The organism is Cupriavidus sp. UYPR2.512 (assembly GCF_000379565.1).
GTDB lineage: Bacteria > Pseudomonadota > Gammaproteobacteria > Burkholderiales > Burkholderiaceae > Cupriavidus.
Genome location: NZ_KB903161.1, coordinates 18053 through 42225, shown reverse-complemented (window position 1 = coordinate 42225; position 24173 = coordinate 18053). Strand labels below are relative to the sequence as shown.

Genomic DNA, 24173 nt, shown 5'->3' with positions numbered 1-24173 from the left:
AGGCGTCCCACCGATAACCTGGTTAGCAGGCTGCCAACAACCTAAAGTCGGGTTCGTCCAATAGTCCGTCGACGCAGGCACCAGACAGGGAGCGTAGCTGGCTCGAACCACCAATCCCATCAGCGGAAATCACCACCGCCCGAACCACCAACGCCGATGACTTTATTGCCAGCCGCACAGGCGACGCGTTCTTTGGTTACTTTCTGTCACTTGGACAGAAAGTGACTCGCCGGCTACGCCGGCGAAACAGCCCACGCTAGTCAAGCACGATAACCAACCACAGTGCCGAAGCCAGAAAACCATCCCCCAATACCATGCCCCATCAGCCCGGAATCATCCCCGGCAACAGGTACGCCTGTACCACGGTAATAATGCCGATGACCACCGCGAACAGCAGGCTGTGCTTCACCGTAAACCGGAACAGCTCCGATTCCTTGCCCACCAGCCCGGTCGCCGCACACGCCACGGCGATCGATTGCGGCGAGATCATCTTGGCCGTGACGCCGCCGGTGGTATTGGCGGCGACCAGCAGCGTGTCCGACACGCCGATCTGATGCGCCGTGGTGTTCTGCAGCGCGCAGAACAGCGCATTGGACGAAGTGTCAGAACCGGTCAGGAACACCCCCAGCCAGCCCAGGAACGGCGAGAAGAACGGGAAGGCCGCGCCGGTGCCGGCCAGCAGCAACGCCAGTGTCGATGACATGCCGGAGTAGTTGGCGACAAAGGCGAACGCCAGCACCAGGCCGATCGACAGCACCGGGCGCGCCAGTTCCACCAGGGTCTCGGCAAAGGTGGCCAGCAGCGCGCGCGGCTTCATGCGCAGCAGCACCGCCGAGATCAGCGCGGTCAGCAGGATGGCGGTGCCGACGGCGGAGAGCAGGTCGAGCTTCAGCACCGCGTCATAGGCCTTGGGCGTGGCCACGATCGGCGCGGCCTTGATCACCATCTGGTCCAGCCCCGGGATCTTGAACTTCAGCACCGTGCCCGCCAGCGCGCCATTGGCGGCAAACAGCGCCTTGAACGGCTGCAGGCTCCACACCGTGACGATGGCGGTCAGGATGCCGAACGGCGCCCACGCGCGCAGCGTCTGCGCCAGGGTGTAGGGCGACGCCTTGCGGCTGGACATCGCACCGCCGAAGCCGCCGCCGAAGCCGGCCAGTGCGACGGTGCCGCCGCTGACATTGCCGCCGGCACGCTGCGACGCGCTGCGCGGCTGCCATACCTTCAGGAACGCGGCCAGCGACACCAGGCTGACCAGTGCCGAAGTGATGTCCGGCAGTTCGGGCCCGATATGGTTGGACGTGAAGTACTGCGTCACGGCAAAGCTGCCGCCGCACACCAGCGCCGCCGGCCACGTCTCGCGCACGCCCTTGGCGCCATCCATCATGAACACCAGCCAGAACGGCACCAGCAATGACAGCAGCGGCAGCTGGCGTCCGGCCATGGCGCCGATATGGAAGGGATCGATGCCCGTGACCTGGCCCGCCACGATGATGGGGATGCCCATCGCGCCAAACGCCACCGGCGCGGTATTGGCGATCAGGCACAGGCCCGCCGCATATAAGGGATTAAAGCCCAGGCCCACCAGCAGCGCCGCGGTGATCGCCACCGGCGCGCCGAAGCCCGCCGCGCCTTCCAGGAAGGCGCCGAAGGCAAAGCCGATCAGCAGCATCTGCAGGCGCTGGTCGTCGGTGATCGACAGCACCGAGGCGCGGATCACGTCGAACTGGCCGGTCTTGACCACGATCTTGTAGAGGAATACCGCGGTCACGATGATCCATGCGATCGGCCACAGGCCATAGGCAAAGCCGAAGCCGGCCGAGGCCAGCGCCTGCTGCACGGGCATGCCGTAGGCGAAGATCGCGACGGCCAGCGCCAATAGCAGCGTCACGGCCGCGGCGACATGGCCCTTCATGCGCCAGACGGCCAGCGCAATGAAGAAGAACAGGATGGGAATGGCTGCCGCCAGCGACGATAGCCACAGGCTGCCCAGCGGCGTATAGAGTTGGGTCCAGGGTTGCACGGTTTAGTCTCCTGCTTCGGTGGTGTTTCGGGAAAGCTTTGTTGTTCTGGAAAAGCGCCGCGGCTTAAGTCCGCTCGCTTGTTTGCTCCCCTCTCCCGCGCGGGAGAGGGGCCGGGAGTGAGGGCAGGCGGTGGCATACCGACAGCCTCGACTTCGTCGACACCTCGGCCCTCACCCCGGCCCTCTCCCGCAAGCGGGAGAGGGTGAACACAGTCGGGAGTAGGACGCGCTAGTGCTTTGGGAAGCGGCCTACTCCGGCTGCCCCTTCTCCTTCAGCAAATCCGCCAGGCTCTTCGCCGCCGGCTTCAGCGGCGTGCGATGCTGCGTCCAGCCCATCTGTTTCGATGGCGTCAGCGCGCGCAGCCGCGTGGCCGCCCAGCGGAACAGCCGGTACGTCGCCGGGTGTGAATACGCGCCGCTCCAGAAGCGCCACACCAGGTGCTCGCCGCGGCTGTACTTGGCGCCCTGGCCGCGCAGCGGGTTGAGGACCTGCTCTTGCGGATCGCGGTTGGCCTCGGTGCGCAGGCGCACCAGCAGTTGCGGGATCGGGATGCGCACCGGGCATACCTCGCCGCAGGCGCCGCACAGGCTCGACGCGGTCGCCAGGTCGGCGGTGGCGTCCAGCCCCAGCAGGTGCGGCGAGATGATCTTGCCGATGGGGCCGGGATAGGTCGTGCCGTAGGCGTGGCCGCCGATGCGCGTGTAGACCGGGCAGTGGTTCATGCACGCGCCGCAGCGGATGCATTGCAGCGTGGCGCGCAGCTGCGTGTCGGCATAGGCCTGGGTGCGGCCGTTGTCGAGCAGCACCAGGTGGACCTCGCGCGGGCCGTCGCGCTCGCCCGCGCGGCGCGGCCCGGAGATCAGGTTGAAATAGGTGGTAATGGCCTGCCCGGTGGCCGAGCGCGTCAGCAGCGTGGACAGCGGCACGATGTGCTCCAGCCTGGCCACGACCTTCTCCATGCCCATGATGGCGATATGCACGTCGGGCACGGTGGTGGAAAGCCGGCCGTTGCCCTCGTTCTCCACCAGCCACAGCGTGCCAGTGTCGGCGGCGGCGAAGTTCACGCCGGACAAGCCGATATCCGCGTCGACAAAGGCCTGGCGCAGCGCACGGCGGCCGGTCTGGATCAGCGCGTCGACATCCTCGGTATAGGGCGTGTCGGGGATATGCGCCTGGAACAGCTGCGCGATATCGCCCTTGGTCTTGTGGATCGCCGGCATCACGATATGCGAGGGCTTCTCGCCGGCCAGCTGGACGATGTACTCGCCCATGTCCGATTCGATGCAGTCCACGCCGCGCTCGGCCAGGTAATGGTTCAGCTCGATCTCCTCGCTGGCCATCGATTTGCCCTTGATCACGCGCTTCGCCTGCTTCGATGCCGCGATGCGGTGGATGATCGCGTTGGCTTCGTCGGCGTTCTCGGCCCAGTGCACCTGCACGCCGGCGGCGGTGAGCTTTGCCTCCAGCTGCACCAGCAAGTCCGGCAGGTTGGCCAGCGCGTGCTGGCGCACCGCCTCGCCCAGGTCGCGCAGGTGTTCCAGCTCATCCGCGTCGGGGAACTGCGCCAGGCGCTTGCCCTGCAGGAAGTCCATCGCGCCGCGGAAGCTCCGGCGCAGCTTGGGATCGTCCAGCGCCTCGCGGGCGCGTGCCTTGAAGTCCTGCGGCGGAACAAAATTCAGTGTGTGCTGGCTCATTGCCCGGCCTCCGCGGTCTCGGTCTCGATCACGACCCACAGCCGGCGCGGACCATGCGCGCCGTAGGCCAGCGTCTGCTGGATGTCGGAGGTCTTGGACGGGCCGGAGATCAGCACCAGGTTGGTCGGCATGCCGTCGGACCAGCGCTCGGTGCGCGCGGCCATATGCAGGTCGGCGTGCAGCGTCGAGGCGCGCACCAGCGCGACATGCAGCGGCGGCACCAGCGACACCGTGCGCGGCGAGCCCGCGTCGGGCGCGACCACCAGCGTGCCGGTGGCGGCAATGCCGGAGCGCGCCACGGTGAAGCCGGCATCGACAGTGTCGAACAGCTCCGCCTTCCAGGCTTGGATCGGGCGGTCGTAGCCGATGGCTTCGATATGGGCCGGCAAGGCCGCCGCCAGCGCGGCACCGGCCTGGCTGGCGGGATCAAGCAGCAGGCGCTTCACGCCGGCATTGGCCAGCTCAGTGGCCAGCAATGCCGGCCAGGCCGCCTCGCTGGCGCACCAGACCTCGGCATGCAGGCCTTGCAGTGCCGCCTGCATCGCGCCGATCAGCTCGCCAACGGCTGGCGTGCCGTGGCGGCGTGCCTCGAAATGGCTGTCGATGCGGCGGTTGAGTTCCGCAGTGCCTGGGGAAGGGGCGGGCGCGGCAGCGCGCAGCCGGCCGAGCATGCGTTCGCGGGCGCCGGGGGTGCTCATGCGGCACCTCCGGTACGGCGCCACAGGAAGGTGGCCAGGTGCTCCACCTGCAGCGGGGCGTGGTCATGCGCCGCGGTATGGCCGATATTGAGCAGGCAGCCGCAGTCGGCCGAGACCAGCCGGTCGCAGCCGGTGGCGCAGGCCGAGGCCACCTTGTCGCGCACCATGGCGCCGGAGATATCGGGATGCTTGAGCGAGAAGGTGCCGCCGAAGCCGCAGCATTCCGACTCGCGTTCATGCTCCACGCGGGTCACGCCCGGCAGCGCGTCGACCAGGGCCACGCCGTGCTGGCGCGTACCCATTTCTCGACGGGCGCCGCACGAGGTATGCAGCACGATGCGCTCCTGCGGCTGGACCGCCGCTGCGGCATCGCCAAAGTCCACCTTCAGCACATGCAGCAGGAACTCGCCCAGTTCATAGATGCGCCCGGCCAGTTCCAGTGCCTTGGGGCCGGCCACCGGATCGTCGGCAAAGAGCTGCGGCCAGTGGTGGCGCATCATGCCCGCGCACGAGCCCGACGGCACGATCACCGGCCAGGGCTGGCTGAACAGGTCGAGTTGAGCGCGCGCCACCGCACGGGCCGCGTCGGGGTTGCCGCTGCTGTAGGCGGGCTGGCCGCAACAACTCTGGCCGCGCGGGAAGTGCACGGTGAGCCCTTCGCGTTCAAGCAGCCGCACGGCGTCGAGGCCGGCCTGCGGCACGAACATGTCGACCAGGCAGGTGGCAAACAGGTAGGCCTGCGCGGGGGCAGGGCCGGTGGGGTACTGACGATCCTTCATGTCTCGCTCCGGGCGTGCTGGAGTCGCACGTTTCGGCGCATAATTCCCGCTTCCGCGCGGCGGTACAAATTGGTTGGACCAATCTGCCCCTACGACCCGCGCAAGCTCAGGAGCGAGGACACATGGCATGACGGCAGCGGCAGCAAGGCACGGGCGCACCCGTGGACGCGTGGAGTCGGTCATGCGCCGGATCGAGACCGCGCTGCTCGACGGCACCTGGCCGCCCGGCACGCGGCTGCCGGCCGAGCGGGTGCTGGCCGGGCAATACGAGGTGGCGCGCAACACCGTGCGCGAGGCGATCCAGCGGCTGGCCGCGCGCGGCCTGCTGCAGAGCCGGCGCGGTGCCGGGGTCTACGCCACCGACCAGCTGCGCGCCGGCATTGCCTCGCCCTGGGGCCAGCTGGTGGCCGACCACCCCGCGCTGCGCGACGACATCCTGGAGTTCCGCCGCGTGCTGGAGGGCGCGACTGCGTATTTTGCGGCGCTGCGCGCGGATGCCGCCGATGTGAAGCGGATTCGCGCCCTGATGGCTGAACTGGAACGCGCGCGTGCCGCCGACGACAAGCAGGCGGAGGCCGATGCCGATGCGCAACTGCATGACGCCATCGCCAAGGCCTCGCACAACACCATGTTCCTGCACTTGCATACCAGCGTGATCGGCATGCTGCGCGAGCACATCACCATCAACGGCACCGGCCTGCGCGAACAGGACGACGGCGCGTCAGACCTGCTGTTGCTGCAGCACCGCACGCTGTGCGATGCGATTTGCGCGCGCCGCCCGGAAGAGGCGCGCACCGCCATGCAGACCCATATCGACTTCGTGCGCAGCCGGGTGGAGCAGGACGGCGCCTGAACAGGAATTGGTCCTACCACCGTTGCGGCATGCCGGCTGCGGCACTCAGACCAGCCCGGCGCCGGCCAGCTCCCGCTTCAGGTAGGCATAAAAGATCGGTCCGGCGATCACGCCCGGGATGCCGTACAGCGTTTCCATCAGCAGCATCACCATCAGCAGTTCCCACGCGGCGGCCTGGATGCGCGCACCGATGATGCGCGCGTTCAGGAAGTATTCCAGCTTGTGGACCACCACCAGGAACACCAGCGACGCCGCCGCGATCGGCAGCGACACCGACAGCGATGCGATCACGATGGCGGTGTTGGAGATCAGGTTGCCCAGCACCGGCAGCAGCCCGGCGATGAAGGTGATGACCACCAGCGTCTTGGTCAGCGGCAGGTGCACGCCAAAGAGCGGCAGCACCAGCAGCAGGTAGATTGCGGTCAGCACGGTGTTGATGGTGGAGATCTGGATCTGCGCAAAGATGAACTGCGAGAACGCCTGCTGCAGCGTGCGCGCGCGCTTCACCAGCGCTGCGGCCAGGGGCCGGCGGTTGGGGCGCGCCACCGCGCGGTACAGCGCCACCATTGCGCCGATCACCAGCCCGATCAGGATATGCACCAGCGTACGCAGCACTTCGGCACCCAGCTTCTGCGCCATGGCGACGTGCTCGCGCAGCGTCGCGATCAGGGTGTTGGCCAGTTCGTCCACGCCGTTGGGCAGCGCATCACTTAGCCACGGCGGCATCTGCCCGCGCGAGCGGGCGATGATGTCTGCCGCATGGTTGAGCAGCGCGTCCAGGGTATTGCCCTCGCCACTGACAAAGCGCACCAGCCCCCAGCCCGCCAGCGTCAGCCCCAGCAGGATCACCGCCGACAGGATGGCCACGGCCAGGGCGTCGTGGCGCTGGTGCAGGCGCTTCAGGCGCGGCGCCAGCACGTCCACCAGCGAGTACAGCAGCAGCCCGGACAGCAATGCCGCCACCAGGTTGGCGTGGAGCACGGTCCAGAGCGCGAGGGCGGTCAGCAGGTAGGCGACGGTGCCGACGCTGTACCACGCGGCCGGGAGCAGGCGCGGGGTGGTGGTCGGGTCGGGGTCTTTCATCGGGGTCTCCGGCATGCAATTTGCTCAAATTTATTCTGAATTCTCGCCGATCCAGATGTTGGTCCTGAGTCAGGCCCGTGTGCGCTGACGCGATGTTGGCATAACGGCACACACAAAGGCTGTCTATATTAGGGGGAATCGTGCCCGGCAAGGCGCCCGGCGCACCGCTGTCATCGTTTTCGCCAGAGCCCAGGAACGGAACGCATGGCCTACACCCACACCATCGGCACCCACCGCCACGTCTTTGCCGACCTGCGCACGCTGCTGGCCCGGGCCAGCCCGGCGCGTTCCGGCGACGCGCTGGCGGGCGTTGCCGCGGCCAGCGAGCAGGAGCGGATGGCCGCGCGGCTGGCGCTGGCAGAGGTGCCGCTCAAGCAGTTCCTGACCGAGGCGCTGGTGCCGTACGAGGAAGACGAGGTCACGCGCCTGATCCTGGACCGGCACGATGGCGCGGCCTTTGCCGCCATCGGCGCCACCACCGTGGGCGACCTGCGCAACTGGCTGCTGCTGCATGAAACCGACAGCGCCACGCTGGCGCGGGTGGCGCCGGGCATCACCCCGGAGATGGCCGCCGCGGTCAGCAAGCTGATGCGCAACCAGGACCTGGTGGCGGTGGCGCGCAAGTGCCAGGTGGTCACGCGCTTTCGCAGCACGGTGGGGCTGCCGGGCCGGCTCTCGGTGCGGCTGCAGCCCAATCACCCGACCGACGATCCCAAGGGCATTGCCGCGTCGATCATCGACGGGCTGCTCTATGGCTGCGGCGATGCCACCATCGGCGTCAACCCGGCCTCGGACAACCTGGGCGCCATCGTCTCGCTGCTGCGCATGATCGATGAACTGCGCAGCCGCTTCGACATCCCCACGCAGTCCTGCGTGCTGACCCATGTCACCAACACCCTGCGCGCGATCGGGCAGGGCGCGCCGGTCGACCTGGTGTTCCAGTCCGTGGCCGGCAGCGAGCGCGCCAACGCGGCCTTCGGCATCAGCCTGTCGCTGCTGGCCGAGGCGCACGACGCCGCGCAGGCGCTGGCGCGCGGCACCGTTGGCGACAACCTGATGTACTTCGAGACCGGGCAGGGCAGCGCGCTGTCGGCCAACGCGCACCACGGCGTCGACCAGCAGACCATGGAGGCGCGCGCCTACGCGGTGGCGCGCGCGTTCTCGCCGCTGCTGGTCAATACGGTGGTGGGCTTTATCGGTCCAGAATACCTGTACGACGGCAAGCAGATCATCCGCGCCGGGCTGGAAGACCACTTCTGCGGCAAGCTGATGGGGGTGCCGATGGGCTGCGACGTCTGCTACACCAACCATGCCGAGGCCGACCAGGACGACATGGACACGCTGCTGACGCTGTTCGGCGTGGCCGGCATCAATTTCATCATGGGCGTGCCCGGCGCCGACGACATTATGCTGAACTACCAGAGCACCTCGTTCCACGATGCGCTGTACCTGCGCGAGGTGCTGGGGCTGCGCCCCGCGCCGGAGTTCGAGGCCTGGCTGCAGCGCATGGGCATTGCCGATGCCAGCGGCAGGCTGCTCGAGCCCGCCGCGCGCCAGCCGCTGCTGCAGATGGCCCACAGCCTGTAAGGTACAGCCGATGACGGCCAGACGCCCACCTCCCGCCGATCCTGCCAACGCCGATGCCGGCCCCTGGCAACGCCTGCGCCAGTTCACGCGCGCGCGCGTAGCGCTGGGCCGTACCGGCCACAGCCAGACCACCGATGCGGTACTGGCTTTCGGGCTGGCCCATGCGCAGGCGCGCGATGCGGTGCACTTGCCGCTGGACGTGGGCGCGGTCACCGCGGCGCTGGATGCGGCGGGGGTGCCGAACCTCGCCGTGCACAGCGCGGCGCCGGACCGCGCGCACTACCTGCGTCGCCCCGACCTGGGCCGGCGCCTGGACGATGCCAGCCGCGCGCGGCTGGCCGCGGCACGGCCGGGCGAGGCACCCGATGTGGTGTTCGTGGTTGCCGACGGCCTGTCCGCGCTGGCCACGCAGACGCACGCGCTGCCGTTGCTCGATGCCACCCGCCCGCGCTTGCCGCAGGCATGGCGCATCGGCCCGGTGGTGGTGGCCGAGCAGTCGCGCGTGGCGCTGGGCGACGAGATCGGCGAGCTGCTTGGCGCGCGCCAGGTGGTGATGCTGATCGGCGAACGGCCGGGCCTGAGCTCGCCCGACAGCCTTGGCATCTACCTGACCCATGCGCCGCGCACCGGCCGCACCGATGCCGAGCGCAACTGCATCTCCAACGTGCGCCCCGAAGGCCTGCCGTATGCGCAGGCCGCCGACCGGCTGGCCTTCCTGCTGCGCGGCGCGGCGGCATTGGGCCGCTCGGGCGTGGACCTGAAGGACGACAGCGTACCGGCCTTGCCTGAAGGCTGAATCGTCTGCATCACCCGCCCGCCAGCATGCAAAACGGCCACCACGCGGGTTCGCAACCCGCATGGTGGCCGTCTAGTGGCCAATAAAAAGCGCCGCTTACATCATGCGGCGCGAGAACTGCCCGTGCCCAGCGTCCGACATCAGCTGCGAGAACTGCTCGCCGCTCATGTGCACCAGTTCCTGGTGGTCGCCGCCTTCGAAATACACGTCGGGCTGCGCCATCAGGCTGTCGTCCACATAGGTCTGCATGCCGTAGGCCATCGCCACCGGCGGAATCGCGCCGAGGTCGCAATCCTTGAAGATCTCGCGGATTTCGTCCTCATGCGCCAGCACCAGGTTGCGCCCGGTCTGTTCGCAGATGGCGGCCATGTGCAGATGGTGGCTTGAAGGAATCACGGCGGCGACATAGCCGCGGTCATCCTCCAGCAACAGCGTCTTGGCCAGCCGGTCCCCGGGAACATGCGCGGCCTCGGCAGTGGCCATGCTGCTGAGGGTGTAGGGGTGGCGGATGATGTCGTACTGGGTATTCTTGCTGCTCAGGCAGCTTGCAAGCGTGCTGGCCAGGGCCATGGTAGCTCCTCAGGTGCGGATGCGCCGACGGTTATCCTTGTGCTCCTACTATAGTCCGTGGCGCCGCTGCTGAAGGCGCCTAGCGGTGCAGCCGCGGCCACACTGCCTGCAGCTCGGTCTTCAGGAAGTTCAGCAGGTAGCGCGTGGCCAGCGTCTGGTAGCGGTTGGGCATGGTCAGCATGTAGAGCTTGCTGCCGAACACGCTGATGCGGTAGTCGCACAGCAGCGGCACCAGCGCACCGCTGTCCAGTTCCGCACCGATCGCATAGATCGGGAAGATGCCGATGCCCAGGCCCGCCAGCACCGCCTCTTTCAGGAAGGCAAAGTTCTCGGAGGTGAGCGTGGGCTCCAGCACCACCTGCTCACGGATCTCACCACCATCGCCACTGTGCCGCGTGCCCGTTGCCTTGAGCTTCTGGCCCTCGGGCGACGCGCATACGAACGCATGCCCCAGCAGCCCGGCCAGCGCTTGCGGCGCCGGGTGGCCGGCCAGGTACGCGGGCGATGCGCACACGATCCAGTCGACTTCGCCGATCTCCGTGGCGACCACCGAATCCGGCGGCGTGGAGATGATGCGCAGCGCCACTTCCACGTCCTCGGACACCAGATTGTGCACGCGGTTGTCGAAGACCACGTCGAGCGTGATGTCGGGATAGCGCTGCTTGAACAGCACCAGCAGCGGCGACAGCAGCGAATGGCCCAGCCCGGTGGGCACCGAGAGCCGCACATGGCCCTTCAGGCTCTTGCCCATATTGCTGATCAGCGCATTGGCGGCCGCCACCTCGCCCAGGATGTTGCGGCCATGCTCGTAGAGGCCGGCGCCGACCGGGGTCGGCTCGACATGGCGCGTGGTCCGGCGCAGCAGCTGCACGCCCAGCTCTGCTTCCAGCGCCTTGAGCCGGTAGCTGACATTGGCGCGCGTCATCTTGAGCTTGCGCGCAGCCGCGCTCAGGTTGCCCGCGTCGACGATATCGACGAACAGGCGCAGGGCGTTCAGGTCCATGGGGTGATCAATGAAAGACGGGGGGCGATTGCAGCCCCCGTATATTGCCATGCTCGTGGCGGCGTCCCGCGGCGTTGCACCGCGGGGTGCGCATCAATGTTCGTGATGCAGGTATCTGGCCTGGCGCGGCAGGCGCAGGCTGACGCAGAAGGCAATCGCCATCATCGCGGTCACGTACCAGTAGAACGCGGTCTCGTGGCCCAGCGTCTTCATGCCCAGCGCCACGTATTCGGCGGAGCCGCCGAAGATCGCGTTGGCAATGGCATAGGCCAGGCCCACGCCCAGCGCGCGCACCTCGGGCGGGAACATCTCGGCCTTCACGATGCCGCTGATCGAGGTGTAGAAGCTGACGATGGCCAGCGCCACGACGATCAGCACAAAGGCAAGCTCAGGGCTGCTGACCGTGCCCAGCGCGGTCAGGATCGGCACGGTGGCCAGCGCACCCAGCGCGCCGAACAGCAGCATGTTGGTGCGCCGGCCGATGCGGTCGGACAGCGCGCCGAACACGGGCTGCATGCACATGTACAGGAACAGGCAGCCCGTCATCACATAGCTGGCGGTCTTGATCGACATGCCGGCGGTGTTGACCAGGTACTTCTGCATGTACGTGGTGAAGGTGTAGAAGATCAGCGAGCCGCCCGCGGTATAGCCCAGCACCGTGAAGAAGGCTGCCTTGTGGTGGCGGAACAGCGCGGCCACGCTGCCGGCCTCCTTGCTGCCGCGGGTAGCCGCCGACGAGGTCTCGTGCAGCGTGCGGCGCAGGAACAGCGCCACCACCGCGGTGACCGCGCCGACCACGAACGGGATGCGCCAGCCCCAGGCCTTCAGTTCGGCCTCGTCCAGCAGTTGCTGCAGGATCACCACCACCAGCACCGCCAGCAACTGGCCGCCGATCAGCGTCACATACTGGAACGACGAGAAGAAGCCGCGCCGACCGCGCAGCGCCACCTCGCTCATATAGGTGGCGGTGGTGCCGTATTCGCCGCCGACCGACAGGCCCTGGATCAGCCGCGCGAGCAGCAGCAGCGCCGGCGCCCAGTTGCCGATGCTGGCATAGGTGGGCAGGCAGGCAATCAGCAGCGAGCCGGCGCACATCATGATCACCGAGATCAGCATCGAGTTCTTGCGGCCGTGGCGGTCGGCGATGGTGCCGAACAGCCAGCCGCCGATAGGCCGCATCAGAAAGCCGGCGGCAAACACGCCGGCGGTGTTCAGCAACTGCGCGGTGGGATCGGACTTGGGAAAGAACGACGGCGCGAAGTAGATCGCGCAGAAGGCGTAGACGTAGAAGTCGAACCATTCGACCAGGTTGCCCGACGAGGCGGCGACGATGGCGTAGATGCGCTTGCGCACTTCTTCGCGGCTCGGGGCGGCCGTCTGGGCTGGGGTAGCGGTGAGATCGGTCATGTTGTTGTCTTGCAGTCAGGGCGGCGCAGGGCAGCCGCGGGTCAGGTCGCGCTGCGCAGTGCTGGCGGCAGATGCCGGAAACATGGCGGCCGCAGGCCACCGGAACGGTGGGCGGCAAGGGGGAACACGGGGAAGGCCGGGCGGGAGCCCGTCGGTCTGGGGCGTGAACTGGCGCGCACTGCGGCGCATTTGCCGTCGAAGCGTAGCCCGATCCGCCGGACCTGCCCACCCCCGCGGGTGTGCTGCAAGCAGCATGGACCGGCGGGTCGACGCAGCCATCAGGGTTTGCGGGCGATTGTCCATGTGGCTGGACACTGAATCCGGCTGCGGTCCGTCTGGCCGCGGCCACAACAGGGTATTGCGTGCGCTGCGGCTTGCACTGTGCGCAGGTCTGGGCAATGATGCGAGCCGGACCCTCAACTGGCCTACTGCGCCTCCCGTTTGCCATGCACCGCTCGTTGCGTCGATGGCTGTGCCTGCCTTTGCTCTTTGCCGGCGCCAGCGCCCTGGCCCAGGACCTGGTCGAATGCAAGCGGATCGAGCACGACCAACTGATCACAGCCTCGCAGGAAACGCTGCTGTTCCTGCGCTGCCGCGCGCGCCAGGTCGCGTATGAAGCGCCGCGCCTGAAAGGCGTTTCGCAGCGCGTAAAAGACGACCTGGTTTTCGCCTGCCTGGACCAGGCCGACGCCGTGGAGCACCAGCTGCGCGTGCGCCACGGCTACTCGCGCGACGCGCTGGCGCGCCAGCGCTGCGATCTGTCCTTGCCGACGCCCGGGGGCTGACTTCCGGCGGGCGGGCAACGGCTCAGGCAAAGCCCCCGTTCACGCGCACCACCTGCGCATTCACCCAGGCCCCATCCGGCCCGGCCAGGAACGACACCGCCGCGGCAATGTCCTCGGGCGTGCCCAGCCGCTCCAGCGGCGCCACTTTGGACAGCTGCGCCACCTGCGCTTCCGATTTGCCGTCGAGGAACAGTTCGGTCGCGACCGGCCCCGGCGCTACCGCATTGACGGTGATGCCGCGCCCGCGCAGTTCGTTGGCCAGGACCCGCACCAGACCTTCCACGCCTGCCTTGGCGGCGATATAGGGACCGTAACCGGGGAAGGCGCGCGCGATCACGCTGGTCGACAGCGCAATGATGCGCCCGCCTTCGCCCAGCCGTGCGGCGGCCTCGCCCAGCACCAGGAAAGCGCCGCGCAGGTTGGTGGCGATGGTCTGGTCGAAGGCGTCCAGGCTGGCCGGCGCAACCGGCGCTATCGGCATGATGCCGGCGCTGTTGACGACCACGTCGAGCCGGCCGAACGCCTGCTGCGCGGCATCGAACAGCCGTGCCACGTCTGGCGCCTGCGCCACATCGCCCTGGATGGCGATGGCATTGACGCCGGCCTCACGCGCCGCCGCCACTGTCTCTTCGGCCCGGGCGGCGCTGCCGGCATAGCCAATGGCCACGTCGAAGCCGTCGGCGGCCAGCCGCAGCGCGATGGCGCGGCCGATGCCGCGGGAGGCGCCGGTGACGAGCGCGGCGCGGCGGGAGGTAACCGGGGTGGGGGTCATGGCAGTTTCCTTGTCAGAGGGAGCAGAGTAGATGGCTCCATGATCGATGTTGGCTGCACCTGGATAAATACGTGGAAAATAAATGGATTGAACAGAATAAATCAACAATACAGCACGTGCCGCATAGGCCGCACTGCCTTGCGCATCCCGGAAATCCCGCGCTGGCATTGCAGGCTCCGCCTGCGCCGCCCCCAAGCATGCGTTAAGATTCTTCCTTTCCAGCCGTCTTTGGCGCTGCATCCTCCCGCTGTATCCCGCGTTTCGCCATGAGTAACCTGAACCAGCAATCCATCCTTTCCGTCCATCACTGGACTGACACCCTTTTCAGCTTTACCTGCACGCGCGACCCTGGTTTTCGCTTTGAAAACGGCCAGTTCGCCATGGTCGGGCTGGAAGTGAACGGTCGCCCGCTGCTGCGCGCCTACAGCATTGCCAGCGCCAACTATGAGGAAACGCTGGAATTCTTCAGCATCAAGGTGCCCGACGGCCCGCTGACCTCGCGCCTGCAGCACCTGCGCGAGGGCGACCAGATCTTCGTCGGCAAGAAGCCGACCGGCACGCTGCTGGTGGACAACCTGCTGCCCGGCAAGACGCTGTGGCTGCTGGCCACCGGCACCGGCCTGGCCCCGTTCCTGTCGATCATCCGCGATCCGGAGGTCTACGAACGCTATGACAAGGTCGTGCTGACGCACACCTGCCGCTTCGTGGAAGAACTGGCCTACCGCGAGCTGATCCAGGAACACCTGCCACAGCACGAGCACCTGGGCGATCTGGTGCGCGAAAAGCTGGTGTACTTCCCGACCGTGACGCGCGAAGAGTTCGACAACCGCGGCCGCATCACCGACCTGATCGCCTCGGGCGAGCTGTTCGAGCGCCTGGGCGTGGAGCCGTTCTCGCTGGAGAACGACCGCATCATGCTGTGCGGCAGCCCTGACATGCTCAAGGACGTCCGCGGCATCCTGGAAGAGCGCGGCTTTGCCGAAGGCAATATGAGCCATCCCGGCCATTTCGTGCTGGAAAAGGCTTTCGTCGGCTGAGGCCGGCCTGCCCCGGCGCGGATCGGTTCCGTGCCGGGGCGCATCTCTGCTACACCCCCGCTACACCTCCCGCGTCATCCCCTTCAGGTCGATCCACTCGGCAAACTGCGCCTCGGTGACATGCCCCGACGCAATCGCCGCCTCGCGCAGCGACAGGTTGCGCTTGACCGCCAGCTTGGCGATCTCCGCGGCCTTGTCGTAGCCGATATGCGGGTTGAGCGCGGTCACCGGCATCAGCGAACGCTCCAGCAGTTCGGCGATGCGTTCGCGGTCGGCCTCGACGCCTTCCACCATATGCTCGGCAAAGCTCGACGCGGCACCGGCCAGCAGGCTCACTGACTGCAGCAGGCTGTAGATGATCACCGGCTTGTAGGCGTTCAGCTCCAGCGTGCCCAGCCCGTTGGCCAGCGTCACCGTGGTGTGGTTGCCGATCACGCGGCAGCACACCATCGCCAGCGCCTCGGCCTGGGTCGGGTTGACCTTGCCCGGCATGATCGATGAGCCCGGCTCGTTGGCCGGCAGCACCAGCTCGGCAAAGCCGGCGCGCGGCCCCGAGCCCAGCAGCATGAAGTCGCGCGCGATCTTCAGGAATGACGAGGCCGTGGTGCTGAGCGCGCCGGACAGGTCGGCCAGCGCATCGTGCGAGGCCTGCAGCGCATAGCGGTTGGGCGCGGGTTCGAACGGCAGGCCGGTGTAGTCGGCCAGCGCCCGCGCGAACGCCGCGGCGAAGCCGTGCGGGGCGTTCAGGCCAGTGCCTACCGCGGTGCCGCCCTGCGCCACCGGCATGGCGCGCAGCATGGCCTGCTGCAGGCGCGACTGCGCATCGGCCACCTGCGTCATGTAGCCCGAGAACTCCTGCCCCAGCGTCAGCGGCACGGCATCCTGCAGATGGGTGCGGCCAACCTTGACGATATCGGCAAAGGCCTCGACCTTGCGCGCAAAGGTCTGCTGCAGCTGCTCCAGCGCCGGCAACAGTTCCTGCCGGATCGCGCGCGTGGCGGCGATATGCATCGCGGTGGGGAAGCTGTCGTTGGAGGACTGGCTGGCGTTGACGTGGTCGTTCGGATGCACCGGCGCCTTGCTGCCGACCTTGCCGCCCAGCAATTGAATGGCGCGGTTCGCGATGACCTCGTTCAGGTTCATGTTGGTCTGCGTGCCGGACCCGGTCTGCCAGACCGACAGCGGGAACTCCTCAGGCCAGCGGCCCTCGATGACCTCGGTCGCGGCCTGTTCGATCGCGTGCGCCAGTTCGGGCTTGAGCACGCCAAGCTCGCCATTGGCGCGCGCCGCGCACAGCTTGAGGATGGCAAAGGCCTCGATCAGCGCCGGCGGCATCTTCTCATTGCCGATGCGGAAGTTCTGGCGCGAGCGCTCGGTCTGCGCCCCCCACAGCCGGTCGGCGGGCACGGGCACATCGCCCAGGCTGTCTTTCTCGATGCGGGTGGCGGAGGTGGACGGGTCAGACATGGGCAGACTCCTATGCAAGGCAGCGGACGGTTGGACCGGGTGGCTTGGTGCAGTCCCTTAGAATACCGCTTCACCGTGGCCGGCGCCCAGGCGCTCGCCGCCTTGCCTTGCCCTTAGCGACATCCCTCGGCCGCATGCTCATCGCCCAGCTCAAGTCCTTCTTCATGGTGGCCCGCATCGGCAGCGTCACGCAGGCCGCCAAGCGCCTGGGCCTGTCGCAGCCCACCATCACCGCGCAGATCCGCGCACTGGAAGACGCCTACGGGGTCGAGCTGTTCCACCGCGGCGGGCGCCGCCTGGCGCTGTCAGATGCGGGGCTGGCATTGCTGCCGCGCGTCGAGGCGCTGGTGCAGCAGGAAACCGAGATCGATTTCTTCCTGCGCCATTCGGGCGACCTGCGCACCGGCAGCCTGCGCGTGGGCGCGACCGCGCCCTACTATGTGCTGGAGCTGATCCGCGGCTTCAGCGAGCGCTTTCCGGCCATCGATGTCAGCGTGGTGACGGGCAATTCGCAGGAAGTGCTGGCAGCGCTGCAGGAATACCGCGTCGACATCGCTACTTCGTCGCAGCGGGTGGACGATGCGCGCCTGTCGCGCGTGCTGCTGGGCGTGGATCCGCTGATGCTGGTGGTGCACCGCACCCATGCGCTGGCCGGGCACACCGAAGTGGCCGTCAGTGCGCTGGCGGGCTGCCGCCTGCTGATGCGCGAGCTCGGGTCGACCACGCGCATCGCCACCGAAGACATGCTGGCGCAGGCGCGCGTGAGCCCCGCCGCGCAGATGGAGATCGGCAGCCGGGAGTCGATCCGCGAGGCGGTGATACGCAACCTGGGCGTATCGGTGATCGCCCGGCACGAGGTGCCGAGCCATCCGGACCTGCGCGTGCTGGGCTTCACCGATGCCTCGCCCTGCCTGCACGAGTATCTCTACTGCCTGCGCGAGCGGCGCGGCGCCAGGCTGATCGATGCCTTCGTCGCGTTGGCCGACCCGCCGCAGGGGCAGCAGGAACCGGGCGGGGAGCGCTAAGCCGTCATCTTCAGGCACTGCTCCATGCAGGCTGCGCAGGCGCGGGCGCATTCCTGGCAGTGCTCGGTGTCATGGTGCTCGCATTCTTCCTTGCACCACTTGCAGACTTCGGCGCAGTCTTCGCACACCAGCGGCGCGAACTCGCTGTTGCGCAGCATGTAGGACGCGGCCAGCTGGGCGATGCCGGCGCAATCCATGTCCAGCGCGATGCAGCGCGCCATCTTGCGCACGTCCTGTTCTTCCAGGCAGGCCGCGGCGCACTTGAGTGCGGCAGCGGCTGCGGCATTGCAGGCGGCAATGCAGTCGGCGTAGCGGGCGGCGTTTTCCTGCACGGTGGGTCGGATCATGGAACGTCCTCCTTCGGGGGTAGGTGGATGGAACCGGGAATAGCCAGCACCAGCGTTGGCGCCGGTAGAGGGAGAGGCCCGCGGTGCCGGAAGCGGCGCATCCGCGCCCGCACGGGGCATCGTTATCCACAATAGCAGGCGCTGCGGGTTCCTGTCGGCCCGGTATTTGCTGCGCCGCGCTGGTTACAATGCCGGCTGGGGGAAGCAGATTGGCGACGGCACGCACACAGCGCAGCCGTCACCTGCGACAATGGCCGGGCACCACTGGCCCGCATTGCGCATCTAACAGGCACGGTCCGGCCACACTGGCGGGGCCGATGCAAACACACACCGGCAGCACGGGGAAGGAAGGCACATCATGGGCGAGGCAAAACGGCGGGGTACCCCCGAGGAGCGTGCGGCACAGGCACGCGCAAAGATTGAGGCCTTGCGCCCTGCCCAGCTGGTCTGCGGGCACTGCAAGACCGCGTTCGCGCAATTCGACGCGCTCGACGTGCCGGGCCTGCCCGGCATCGATGCCGTGTTCGGCGGCGAATGCCCCGGCTGCGGCAACGACGTGGTGGTGTTCAAGGGCGCGCCCGATGCGGTGGCCGAGGCCATGATCGCGTGGGAGAAGATGCTGGGCGCCGATGCGCAACTGGGCTACCAGTCCAGCGATGGCCGCCACGTGCCTTTCGAGCCCGAGGGGGCCGGCGGCGCGGCGTCGGACAAGCCCGGCGGCACCATCCACTGAGCCCTCGGCCGGGGCTGCCTACTGCGGGCTGAGCTCGCCCGCCAGTTCCGGCGGGCCGATCTCATAGCGCCCGCGGCCCGCGCCCTTGGCGCGGTATAGCAGCACGTCTGCCAGCCGCATCAGTTCGCGGTCCAGCGCCGCGCCGCCGTGATAGAGCGCCACGCCGATGCTGACGTCCACGTCGGCGGACACGCCCTCGAAGTCGAAGGGCTCGTCCATCGCCTGCAGGATGGCCTGTGCCACGCGGCGTGCCGCGGCGGGCTGGGTCATGTCTTCGAGCACCACCGCGAACTCGTCGCCACCCAGCCTGGCGACGGTGTCGCGCTCGCGCACGCAGCGGCGCACGCGCTGGGCAAAGGTCTGCAGCAGCTGGTCACCGGCGGCGTGGCCGTGAATATCGTTGACGGCCTTGAAGCGGTCCATGTCCAGGTACAGCAGGGCCATCAGCGTGCCATGCTCGCGGCTGCGCACCATCGCCGCGTGCAGCTGGCCCTCGAATGCGCTGCGGTTCATCAGCTGCGTCAGGTGGTCGGTGCGCGACATGCGCGCCAGGCGCTGCGTCTCCAGCTTGCGCTTCGTGATGTCCTGCACGTGGATATGCACGCCCACCACCTCGCTGCCGTCGGCGCTCCATTCCGGGCGCAGGCTGCTCTCCATGCAGTGGTATTCGGGATCGCTGTCTTCGGTTTCGAAGGTCACCGCGGTGCCCGCCAGCGCGCGCTGCATGAATGGCTGCACGCGCGCGTAGCGGGTCTCGCCCAGGATTTCGCGCACGTGCCTGCCGCGCAGTTGCTCCGGCTTCAGGCCGAAGACACGCTCGTAGGCCTGGTTGTTGAATACATAGCGCTCATCGGTGTCGATAAAGGCCAGCAGCGACGGCAGCGTATCGGTCACCGCGCGCAGGCGCCGTTCACTGCGGTCCAGCGCCTGGCGGCGCTCGCGCACGTCGCGCATCAGCTTGATGAAGGCGCGCGTCAGGTCGCCGATCTCGTCGCGCTGCTGCCGTGTCGGCAGCCGCTCGAACGCGGACAGGTCGTTGGCGCTGGCCTGCACCACCTTGTGCAGGCGCGCCAGCGGCGCCAGCTGGCGCCGCACCGCCAGCCAGATCAGCAGGGCCACCGCCGCCATGGCCACCCCGGCCATGCCCAGGAAGCGCTGCTGCATCTGGTGCAGCGGTGCGTAGGCCTCGCGCGCGGGCAGCAGCGCCACCAGTTCCCAGCCGGTGCTCGACATCAGGTAGCGCGCGATCACCGGCCGCGCCGGCGTGATGAATTCCAGCGGCGCGGGGCTGTCATCCTCGCCGCAGGTATCGGCCACGGCCAGCGCCGGCTGGCGCGCCTGCGCGGGGTCGGGATGGCGGACGTAGACCGGCTCGGGGCCGGCCGACACCAGGCAGTAGTAGCCGGTGGTGCCGAGGCGGTTGTGCAGGATCTCGACCAGGAAGTTGGCGCTGGACAGATCCAGCCAGCCGCCCACCAGGCCGACGAAGGTCTGGTTCGGCGCCAGCACCGGCACCGCCATCATCACCCCCATCTGGCCGCTGGTGCGCGAGCGGATGGGCGGCGACACCACGGGCGCGAGCGAGCGGGCGGCCTCGCGGAAATAGCTGCGGTCGCCAATCTCTGCCCCGGCGCCGCGGTTGCTGACGATGTTGCCCTGCATGTCGGCGACCAGCAGCGCGTTGAACGCGGCCGGCACCGGGATCGCTGCGGACAGCGTATCCAGCGCCCGCTCGCGCACCGCGGCGGCTTGTGCGCCGTGCGCCTGCGCCAGCAGGCCGCTGAGTTGCGCAGCCTGGTGCGAGAGCAGCACGATGCGGTCGTTCATGGCGGTGTCGAGCTGGCTGGCGGTCAGCTTGACGACGGAGTCCTGCTGGACCTGCAGCGCATCGTGCAGGTCGCGGTGGGCATCGTACAGGGCGGTCAGTACGATGCCGGTGCCGAACACCGCGGCCAGCACGGTGGTGATGATCGCAATGCGCGCTTTCAGCGTGGGTGTGTAGACGGGCATGTAGGGCGCAGTTGGGGCGCCAGTGGCGCGGACTGTCGCATACTTGGGGGGCATCTCCGGTGCAACCCTACCATACCCCGACTTGGTGGGGCATGCGGTCTTCCCCCGAACGGGTTCATCCCCGGCGGGGGTGTGCGCGCTGCCTGTGCCACGGTATAGTCCCCCGTTAATGCGAAGGCACGTCCACGCAGACGGCACGCCCCTGCTGCATGCCGGAACCGATCGACCATGAGACTGACTTCGCTTTCCCCTGCCTTGTTGTCATTGCTGGTCGCGGCCGGCGGCGCGCTGATGACGGCTGGGGCCTGGCTGCAGGCGGAGCGGCTCGAGCGCCGCGAGGCGCAGCAGCATTTCGATGCGCTGCTGGGACAGGCCGGCAGCGCGCTGCGCGAGCGCATGCTGGAGAACGAACGCCTGCTGCGCGGCGTGGCCGCCGTGCTGACCGCCAACCCCGACACCTCGCGCGCGCAGTGGCGCGACTATCTCTATGCCGCCCAGCTCGACGACCTGCCCGCCGGCACCCAGTCGATCGGCTACGCGCCGCTCACGCCGTTGCAGCGGGTGCCGCGGCTGGTGCAGGCCGCCCGTGCCGACGGCCTTGCCGACTACGACATTCATCCCGGCGGCAAGCGCGACCTGTACGCACCGATCTTCTATATCGAGCCGCTGGACGGGCGCAACACGCGCGCCGCCGGCTTTGACATGCTGTCCGAGCCGACACGCCGGGCGACGCTGGAAGCCGCCCGCGACAGCGGCGAACCGCGGCTCACTCCAGGCCTGGCACTGATCCGCGAAGGCGATCCGGCGCAGCGCCAGCAAGGCGCGCTGGTATTCCTGCCAGTCTACGCCGGCGAGGCGGCGGTCAGCACGGTGGCGCAGCGGCGCCAGGCGGTGATCGGCTATGTCTACGTGTCGCTGCGTCTGGGCGACCTGATGCGCGCGGTCGGTGCCCCGGCGGCGGAACTGGAGTTGTCGCTGTACGAGGGCTCCCCGGCCGCTCCCGGGCCGATGCTGTCCGGCGGGCCGACCGAGGGCGAGCGCCGCGAGGATGGCAGTGCCGCGCTGCTGCAGGGCGAGCGCCAGCTCCAGTATGGCGGCGTCACCTGGACGCTGCACGGCGCCACGCGCCCCGCCTTCGAAGCCGCGCATGGCCCGCGGCAGGCGTATCTGGTGCTGGCCGCGGGCACGCTGGCCACGCTGCTGCTGGCGTGGCTCACCCATGCACTGGCACGCCAGGGCCGCGCCGCGCGCCAGCGCGAAGCGCAGGCCGTCCATGCCTGGGAAGATGACAACGCCATGCTGCAGGCGTGCATGGCGCAGTCGGCCGACGGCTTCCTGCTGGCCGATGCACAGGGCGTGGTGGTGCGCGCGAGCGAGCGGGCGGGGCAACTGTTCGGCGCCGATCCGGCGGCACTGGCCGGGCGCGGCCTGGACACCCTGGTTCCCGGCGCCACCGGCCTAGTCCCCAGTGGCGCCGCGGCAGGGGCCGAGGCCCACCGTGAACTGGCGGGCGTGCGCGCAGACGGCAGCCGCTTCGCGCTGCGCGCCAGCGCCGCGCGCCTGCCTGTGGCCGACGGCGGCACCGCGCACTGGCTGTGGGCGGTCACTGACCTGGAGCCGGAACGGCGCGCCCAGCAGGCCGCCGCGGTGCAGGCCGCGCGCTATGCCGGGCTGCTCGACCATGCCGCCTTCTGCGTGATCACGTTCGATGAGGACGGGCTGATCACCGGCATCAACGCGGCAGGCCAGCGCATGCTCTGGTACAACGCCGCGGAACTGGTCGGCCACATGCGCATGACCGGCCTGCATGTTGCTGACGAACTGGCCGACCACGCCCGTGTGCTCAGTCGCGAACTGGGCGAGCCGGTGCCGCCGGGGCTGCCCGCGCTGGTGGCCAAGGCACGGCTTGGCCTGACCGACGAGCGCGAATGGACCTGGGTGCGCAAGGGCGGCTCGCGCATGCCGGTGCAGCTGGCGGTGTTCGCCTTGCCGGCGCCCATCGAGGCGCCAGCCGCTGACGCAGCGCCTGCCGGTCCCGCCGATGGTGCCGATGGTGCCGAGGTGCCCCGGTCCGCGCCGTCGCCTGGCTACCAGGCCATCGGCTACGACCTGACCGAGCGCCGCCGCGTCGACGAGTACATCCGTCATCTGGCGCTGCACGATCCGCTGACCGGCCTGCCCAACCGCGCCGAGCTGAGCGAACGCGCGCAGGCGCTGCTGCTGCATGCGCGCACCCACGGCGAGCGCGTGGCCCTGCTGCTGCTCGACCTGGACCATTTCAAGCACATCAATGACTCGCTCGGCCACCCGGTCGGCGATGACGTGCTGCGCACCATGGCAGACCGCCTCAAGGGCACGGTACGACAGGGTGACCTGGTGGCGCGCATGGGCGGCGATGAATTCGGCGTGGTGCTGGGCGGCCTGCGCCACGACAGCGAAGCCGAGCTGATTGCCGCCAAGATCCAGGCGCGTGTCAATGAAGAACTGCAGGCCGGCGGCCAGCGCCTGCGCGTGACGCCATCGATCGGCATGGCGATCTTCCCGGACGATGGCGATAGCCTGACCGAGCTGCTCAAGGCTGCTGACTCGGCCGTCTACGCGGCCAAGCACGACGGGCGCGCGCAGTTGCGCCGCTTTGCCAGCGCCATGGCCGAGGCCTCGCTGGCGCGCTTCACCATTGAAGGGCTGCTGCGGCGCGCGCTCGCTGGCGATGAGTTCCGGCTGCGCTACCAGCCGATCGTTGATGCCGCGACGCTGGCCATCACCGGCGTCGAGGCGCTGATTGCCTGGAACACCCCGGAACGCGGCGCCATGCAGCCGGCCGAGTTCATCCCCATCGCCGAGCAGAGCGGACTGGTGGCGCCGCTGGGCGAATGGACCCTGGCCACCGCCTGCCGCGAAATCCAGGCGCTGCGCCAGGCGCTGGGCCGCGAGATCGAGGTCGCGGTCAATATCTCGCCGCTGCAGCTGCGCCAGGCCAACTTCCCCGATACCGTGGCGCACTGCCTGCAGCAGGCCGGCCTGCCGCCGCAGGGGCTGGTGATCGAGGTCACCGAAGGCATCCTGGTCGACGGCGGCGAGACCACCATCGAGACCTTCCGCCGGCTGCGCGAGCTGGGCGTGGGGCTGTCGATCGACGACTTCGGCACCGGCTACTCCGGGCTCAATTACCTGACCCGGCTGCCAATCAGCCGGCTCAAGATCGACAAGTCCTTTGTCGACGACGTGGCCACGCCCGGCCACGACCAGGCGGTGGCCGCGGCGATCATCGCGTTGGGCCACCAGCTGCATCTCAAGGTGATTGCCGAAGGGGTGGAGACGGCGGCGCAGTTCGAGTTCCTGCAGGCGCAGGGGTGCGACGGGCTGCAGGGGTTCCTGTTCAGCCAGGCGGTGCCGCAGCAGGCGCTGCGCGAGATCCTGGAAAAGGGGATTGGGGTGCCGGCCCCCACGTCCGCGGGCGCCACTGCGCTGCGCGAGTCATAATCGTCCAGGGGCACCATTCA

Annotated in this window: 20 protein-coding genes; 8 read left to right on the top strand and 12 right to left on the bottom strand. The window is 68.5% G+C overall.

The annotated features are described in order from the left end of the window. Positions 1-322: 322 nt before the first annotated feature. From A3A5_RS0127970 to A3A5_RS0127955, 4 genes are all read right to left on the bottom strand, one after another. Entirely contained in the window at positions 323-2023 is a 1701-nt protein-coding gene (locus tag A3A5_RS0127970; RefSeq protein WP_018313771.1) for a lactate permease LctP family transporter, read from the bottom strand. Between the two features lie 249 nt (positions 2024-2272). Beyond that, positions 2273-3718: a LutB/LldF family L-lactate oxidation iron-sulfur protein gene (locus tag A3A5_RS0127965; RefSeq protein ID WP_018313770.1), complete on the bottom strand. Its 1446-nt coding sequence runs from the start codon at positions 3716-3718 to the stop codon at positions 2273-2275. Then, positions 3715-4416 carry an LUD domain-containing protein gene (locus tag A3A5_RS0127960; protein ID WP_018313769.1) on the bottom strand — a complete coding sequence of 234 codons (702 nt, stop codon included), beginning with the start codon at positions 4414-4416 and terminating at the stop codon, positions 3715-3717. Before A3A5_RS0127960 ends, A3A5_RS0127965 begins: the two co-directional genes overlap by 4 nt. Continuing rightward, complete coding sequence (locus A3A5_RS0127955) at positions 4413-5195, bottom strand: (Fe-S)-binding protein (RefSeq protein WP_018313768.1); 783 nt, start codon at positions 5193-5195, stop codon at positions 4413-4415. The genes A3A5_RS0127960 and A3A5_RS0127955 overlap by 4 nt, the downstream gene beginning before the upstream one ends. A gap of 127 nt (positions 5196-5322) precedes the next feature. Between A3A5_RS0127955 and A3A5_RS0127950 the strand changes: the two genes are divergently transcribed. After that, complete coding sequence (locus tag A3A5_RS0127950) at positions 5323-6048, top strand: FadR/GntR family transcriptional regulator (protein ID WP_026201213.1); 726 nt, start codon at positions 5323-5325, stop codon at positions 6046-6048. A 45-nt stretch (positions 6049-6093) separates the two neighbouring features. Here the strand turns inward: A3A5_RS0127950 and A3A5_RS0127945 are convergent, their stop codons facing one another. Continuing rightward, positions 6094-7131, bottom strand: coding sequence for an AI-2E family transporter (locus A3A5_RS0127945; protein WP_018313766.1), 1038 nt, complete (start codon positions 7129-7131; stop codon positions 6094-6096). A gap of 204 nt (positions 7132-7335) precedes the next feature. On the opposite strand from A3A5_RS0127945, the gene A3A5_RS0127940 reads away from it, so the two are divergent. Together A3A5_RS0127940 and eutC are read left to right on the top strand one after the other, a co-directional pair. Next, positions 7336-8718, top strand: a complete 1383-nt coding sequence (locus A3A5_RS0127940; RefSeq protein ID WP_018313765.1) for an ethanolamine ammonia-lyase subunit EutB — start codon at positions 7336-7338, stop codon at positions 8716-8718. Between the two features lie 10 nt (positions 8719-8728). Beyond that, positions 8729-9514 (top strand): ethanolamine ammonia-lyase subunit EutC, encoded by a 786-nt coding sequence (gene eutC / locus A3A5_RS0127935; RefSeq protein ID WP_018313764.1) that lies wholly within the window; start codon positions 8729-8731, stop codon positions 9512-9514. A gap of 96 nt (positions 9515-9610) precedes the next feature. On the opposite strand, the gene A3A5_RS0127930 is transcribed toward eutC, so the two are convergent. From A3A5_RS0127930 to A3A5_RS0127920, 3 genes are all read right to left on the bottom strand, one after another. Beyond that, the gene (locus tag A3A5_RS0127930) at positions 9611-10084 is read right to left on the bottom strand and encodes an aminoacyl-tRNA deacylase (protein WP_018313763.1); all 474 of its coding nucleotides are present in this window, start codon (positions 10082-10084) and stop codon (positions 9611-9613) included. Positions 10085-10163: 79 nt separating this feature from the next. Then, on the bottom strand, positions 10164-11087 hold the full coding sequence (locus A3A5_RS0127925) for a LysR family transcriptional regulator (RefSeq protein ID WP_018313762.1): 924 nt from the start codon (positions 11085-11087) through the stop codon (positions 10164-10166). Between the two features lie 93 nt (positions 11088-11180). Beyond that, complete coding sequence (locus A3A5_RS0127920; RefSeq protein ID WP_018313761.1) at positions 11181-12494, bottom strand: MFS family transporter; 1314 nt, start codon at positions 12492-12494, stop codon at positions 11181-11183. Positions 12495-12940: 446 nt separating this feature from the next. Between A3A5_RS0127920 and A3A5_RS0127915 the strand changes: the two genes are divergently transcribed. Beyond that, positions 12941-13279 (top strand): hypothetical protein, encoded by a 339-nt coding sequence (locus A3A5_RS0127915; protein ID WP_035813847.1) that lies wholly within the window; start codon positions 12941-12943, stop codon positions 13277-13279. Between the two features lie 22 nt (positions 13280-13301). Here the strand turns inward: A3A5_RS0127915 and A3A5_RS0127910 are convergent, their stop codons facing one another. Next, complete coding sequence (locus tag A3A5_RS0127910; RefSeq protein ID WP_018313759.1) at positions 13302-14051, bottom strand: SDR family oxidoreductase; 750 nt, start codon at positions 14049-14051, stop codon at positions 13302-13304. Positions 14052-14317: 266 nt separating this feature from the next. Here A3A5_RS0127910 and A3A5_RS0127905 point away from each other — a divergent pair, with 266 nt between their 5' ends. Beyond that, complete coding sequence (locus A3A5_RS0127905; protein WP_018313758.1) at positions 14318-15088, top strand: ferredoxin--NADP reductase; 771 nt, start codon at positions 14318-14320, stop codon at positions 15086-15088. Positions 15089-15148: 60 nt separating this feature from the next. Here the strand turns inward: A3A5_RS0127905 and fumC are convergent, their stop codons facing one another. Continuing rightward, positions 15149-16555 (bottom strand): class II fumarate hydratase, encoded by a 1407-nt coding sequence (gene fumC / locus A3A5_RS0127900; RefSeq protein ID WP_018313757.1) that lies wholly within the window; start codon positions 16553-16555, stop codon positions 15149-15151. A 134-nt stretch (positions 16556-16689) separates the two neighbouring features. Between fumC and A3A5_RS39445 the strand changes: the two genes are divergently transcribed. After that, positions 16690-17580, top strand: a complete 891-nt coding sequence (locus tag A3A5_RS39445) for a LysR family transcriptional regulator (RefSeq protein WP_018313756.1) — start codon at positions 16690-16692, stop codon at positions 17578-17580. On the opposite strand, the gene A3A5_RS0127890 is transcribed toward A3A5_RS39445, so the two are convergent. Next, on the bottom strand, positions 17577-17927 hold the full coding sequence (locus A3A5_RS0127890; RefSeq protein WP_018313755.1) for a four-helix bundle copper-binding protein: 351 nt from the start codon (positions 17925-17927) through the stop codon (positions 17577-17579). The genes A3A5_RS39445 and A3A5_RS0127890 overlap by 4 nt on opposite strands. A 358-nt stretch (positions 17928-18285) precedes the next feature. Between A3A5_RS0127890 and A3A5_RS0127885 the strand changes: the two genes are divergently transcribed. Then, positions 18286-18660: a hypothetical protein gene (locus A3A5_RS0127885; protein WP_018313754.1), complete on the top strand. Its 375-nt coding sequence runs from the start codon at positions 18286-18288 to the stop codon at positions 18658-18660. Positions 18661-18678: 18 nt separating this feature from the next. Here the strand turns inward: A3A5_RS0127885 and A3A5_RS0127880 are convergent, their stop codons facing one another. Further along, positions 18679-20670, bottom strand: coding sequence for a diguanylate cyclase domain-containing protein (locus A3A5_RS0127880; protein ID WP_018313753.1), 1992 nt, complete (start codon positions 20668-20670; stop codon positions 18679-18681). A gap of 228 nt (positions 20671-20898) precedes the next feature. Between A3A5_RS0127880 and A3A5_RS0127875 the strand changes: the two genes are divergently transcribed. Then, positions 20899-24153 carry an EAL domain-containing protein gene (locus A3A5_RS0127875; protein WP_026201211.1) on the top strand — a complete coding sequence of 1085 codons (3255 nt, stop codon included), beginning with the start codon at positions 20899-20901 and terminating at the stop codon, positions 24151-24153. The last annotated feature ends 20 nt before the right edge of the window (positions 24154-24173 follow it).

Bases quoted from the DNA above. Each gene is read 5' to 3' on its own strand.
- A3A5_RS0127965 (WP_018313770.1), bottom strand. From the start codon at position 3,718: ATGAGCCAGCACACACTGAATTTTGTTCCGCCGCAGGACTTCAAGGCA.
- A3A5_RS0127960 (WP_018313769.1), bottom strand. From the start codon at position 4,416: ATGAGCACCCCCGGCGCCCGCGAACGCATGCTCGGCCGGCTGCGCGCT.
- A3A5_RS0127955 (WP_018313768.1), bottom strand. From the start codon at position 5,195: ATGAAGGATCGTCAGTACCCCACCGGCCCTGCCCCCGCGCAGGCCTAC.
- A3A5_RS0127950 (WP_026201213.1), top strand. From the start codon at position 5,323: ATGACGGCAGCGGCAGCAAGGCACGGGCGCACCCGTGGACGCGTGGAG.
- A3A5_RS0127945 (WP_018313766.1), bottom strand. From the start codon at position 7,131: ATGAAAGACCCCGACCCGACCACCACCCCGCGCCTGCTCCCGGCCGCG.
- A3A5_RS0127940 (WP_018313765.1), top strand. From the start codon at position 7,336: ATGGCCTACACCCACACCATCGGCACCCACCGCCACGTCTTTGCCGAC.
- eutC (WP_018313764.1), top strand. From the start codon at position 8,729: ATGACGGCCAGACGCCCACCTCCCGCCGATCCTGCCAACGCCGATGCC.
- A3A5_RS0127930 (WP_018313763.1), bottom strand. From the start codon at position 10,084: ATGGCCCTGGCCAGCACGCTTGCAAGCTGCCTGAGCAGCAAGAATACC.
- A3A5_RS0127925 (WP_018313762.1), bottom strand. From the start codon at position 11,087: ATGGACCTGAACGCCCTGCGCCTGTTCGTCGATATCGTCGACGCGGGC.
- A3A5_RS0127920 (WP_018313761.1), bottom strand. From the start codon at position 12,494: ATGACCGATCTCACCGCTACCCCAGCCCAGACGGCCGCCCCGAGCCGC.
- A3A5_RS0127915 (WP_035813847.1), top strand. From the start codon at position 12,941: ATGCACCGCTCGTTGCGTCGATGGCTGTGCCTGCCTTTGCTCTTTGCC.
- A3A5_RS0127910 (WP_018313759.1), bottom strand. From the start codon at position 14,051: ATGACCCCCACCCCGGTTACCTCCCGCCGCGCCGCGCTCGTCACCGGC.
- A3A5_RS0127905 (WP_018313758.1), top strand. From the start codon at position 14,318: ATGAGTAACCTGAACCAGCAATCCATCCTTTCCGTCCATCACTGGACT.
- fumC (WP_018313757.1), bottom strand. From the start codon at position 16,555: ATGTCTGACCCGTCCACCTCCGCCACCCGCATCGAGAAAGACAGCCTG.
- A3A5_RS39445 (WP_018313756.1), top strand. From the start codon at position 16,690: ATGCTCATCGCCCAGCTCAAGTCCTTCTTCATGGTGGCCCGCATCGGC.
- A3A5_RS0127890 (WP_018313755.1), bottom strand. From the start codon at position 17,927: ATGATCCGACCCACCGTGCAGGAAAACGCCGCCCGCTACGCCGACTGC.
- A3A5_RS0127885 (WP_018313754.1), top strand. From the start codon at position 18,286: ATGGGCGAGGCAAAACGGCGGGGTACCCCCGAGGAGCGTGCGGCACAG.
- A3A5_RS0127880 (WP_018313753.1), bottom strand. From the start codon at position 20,670: ATGCCCGTCTACACACCCACGCTGAAAGCGCGCATTGCGATCATCACC.
- A3A5_RS0127875 (WP_026201211.1), top strand. From the start codon at position 20,899: ATGAGACTGACTTCGCTTTCCCCTGCCTTGTTGTCATTGCTGGTCGCG.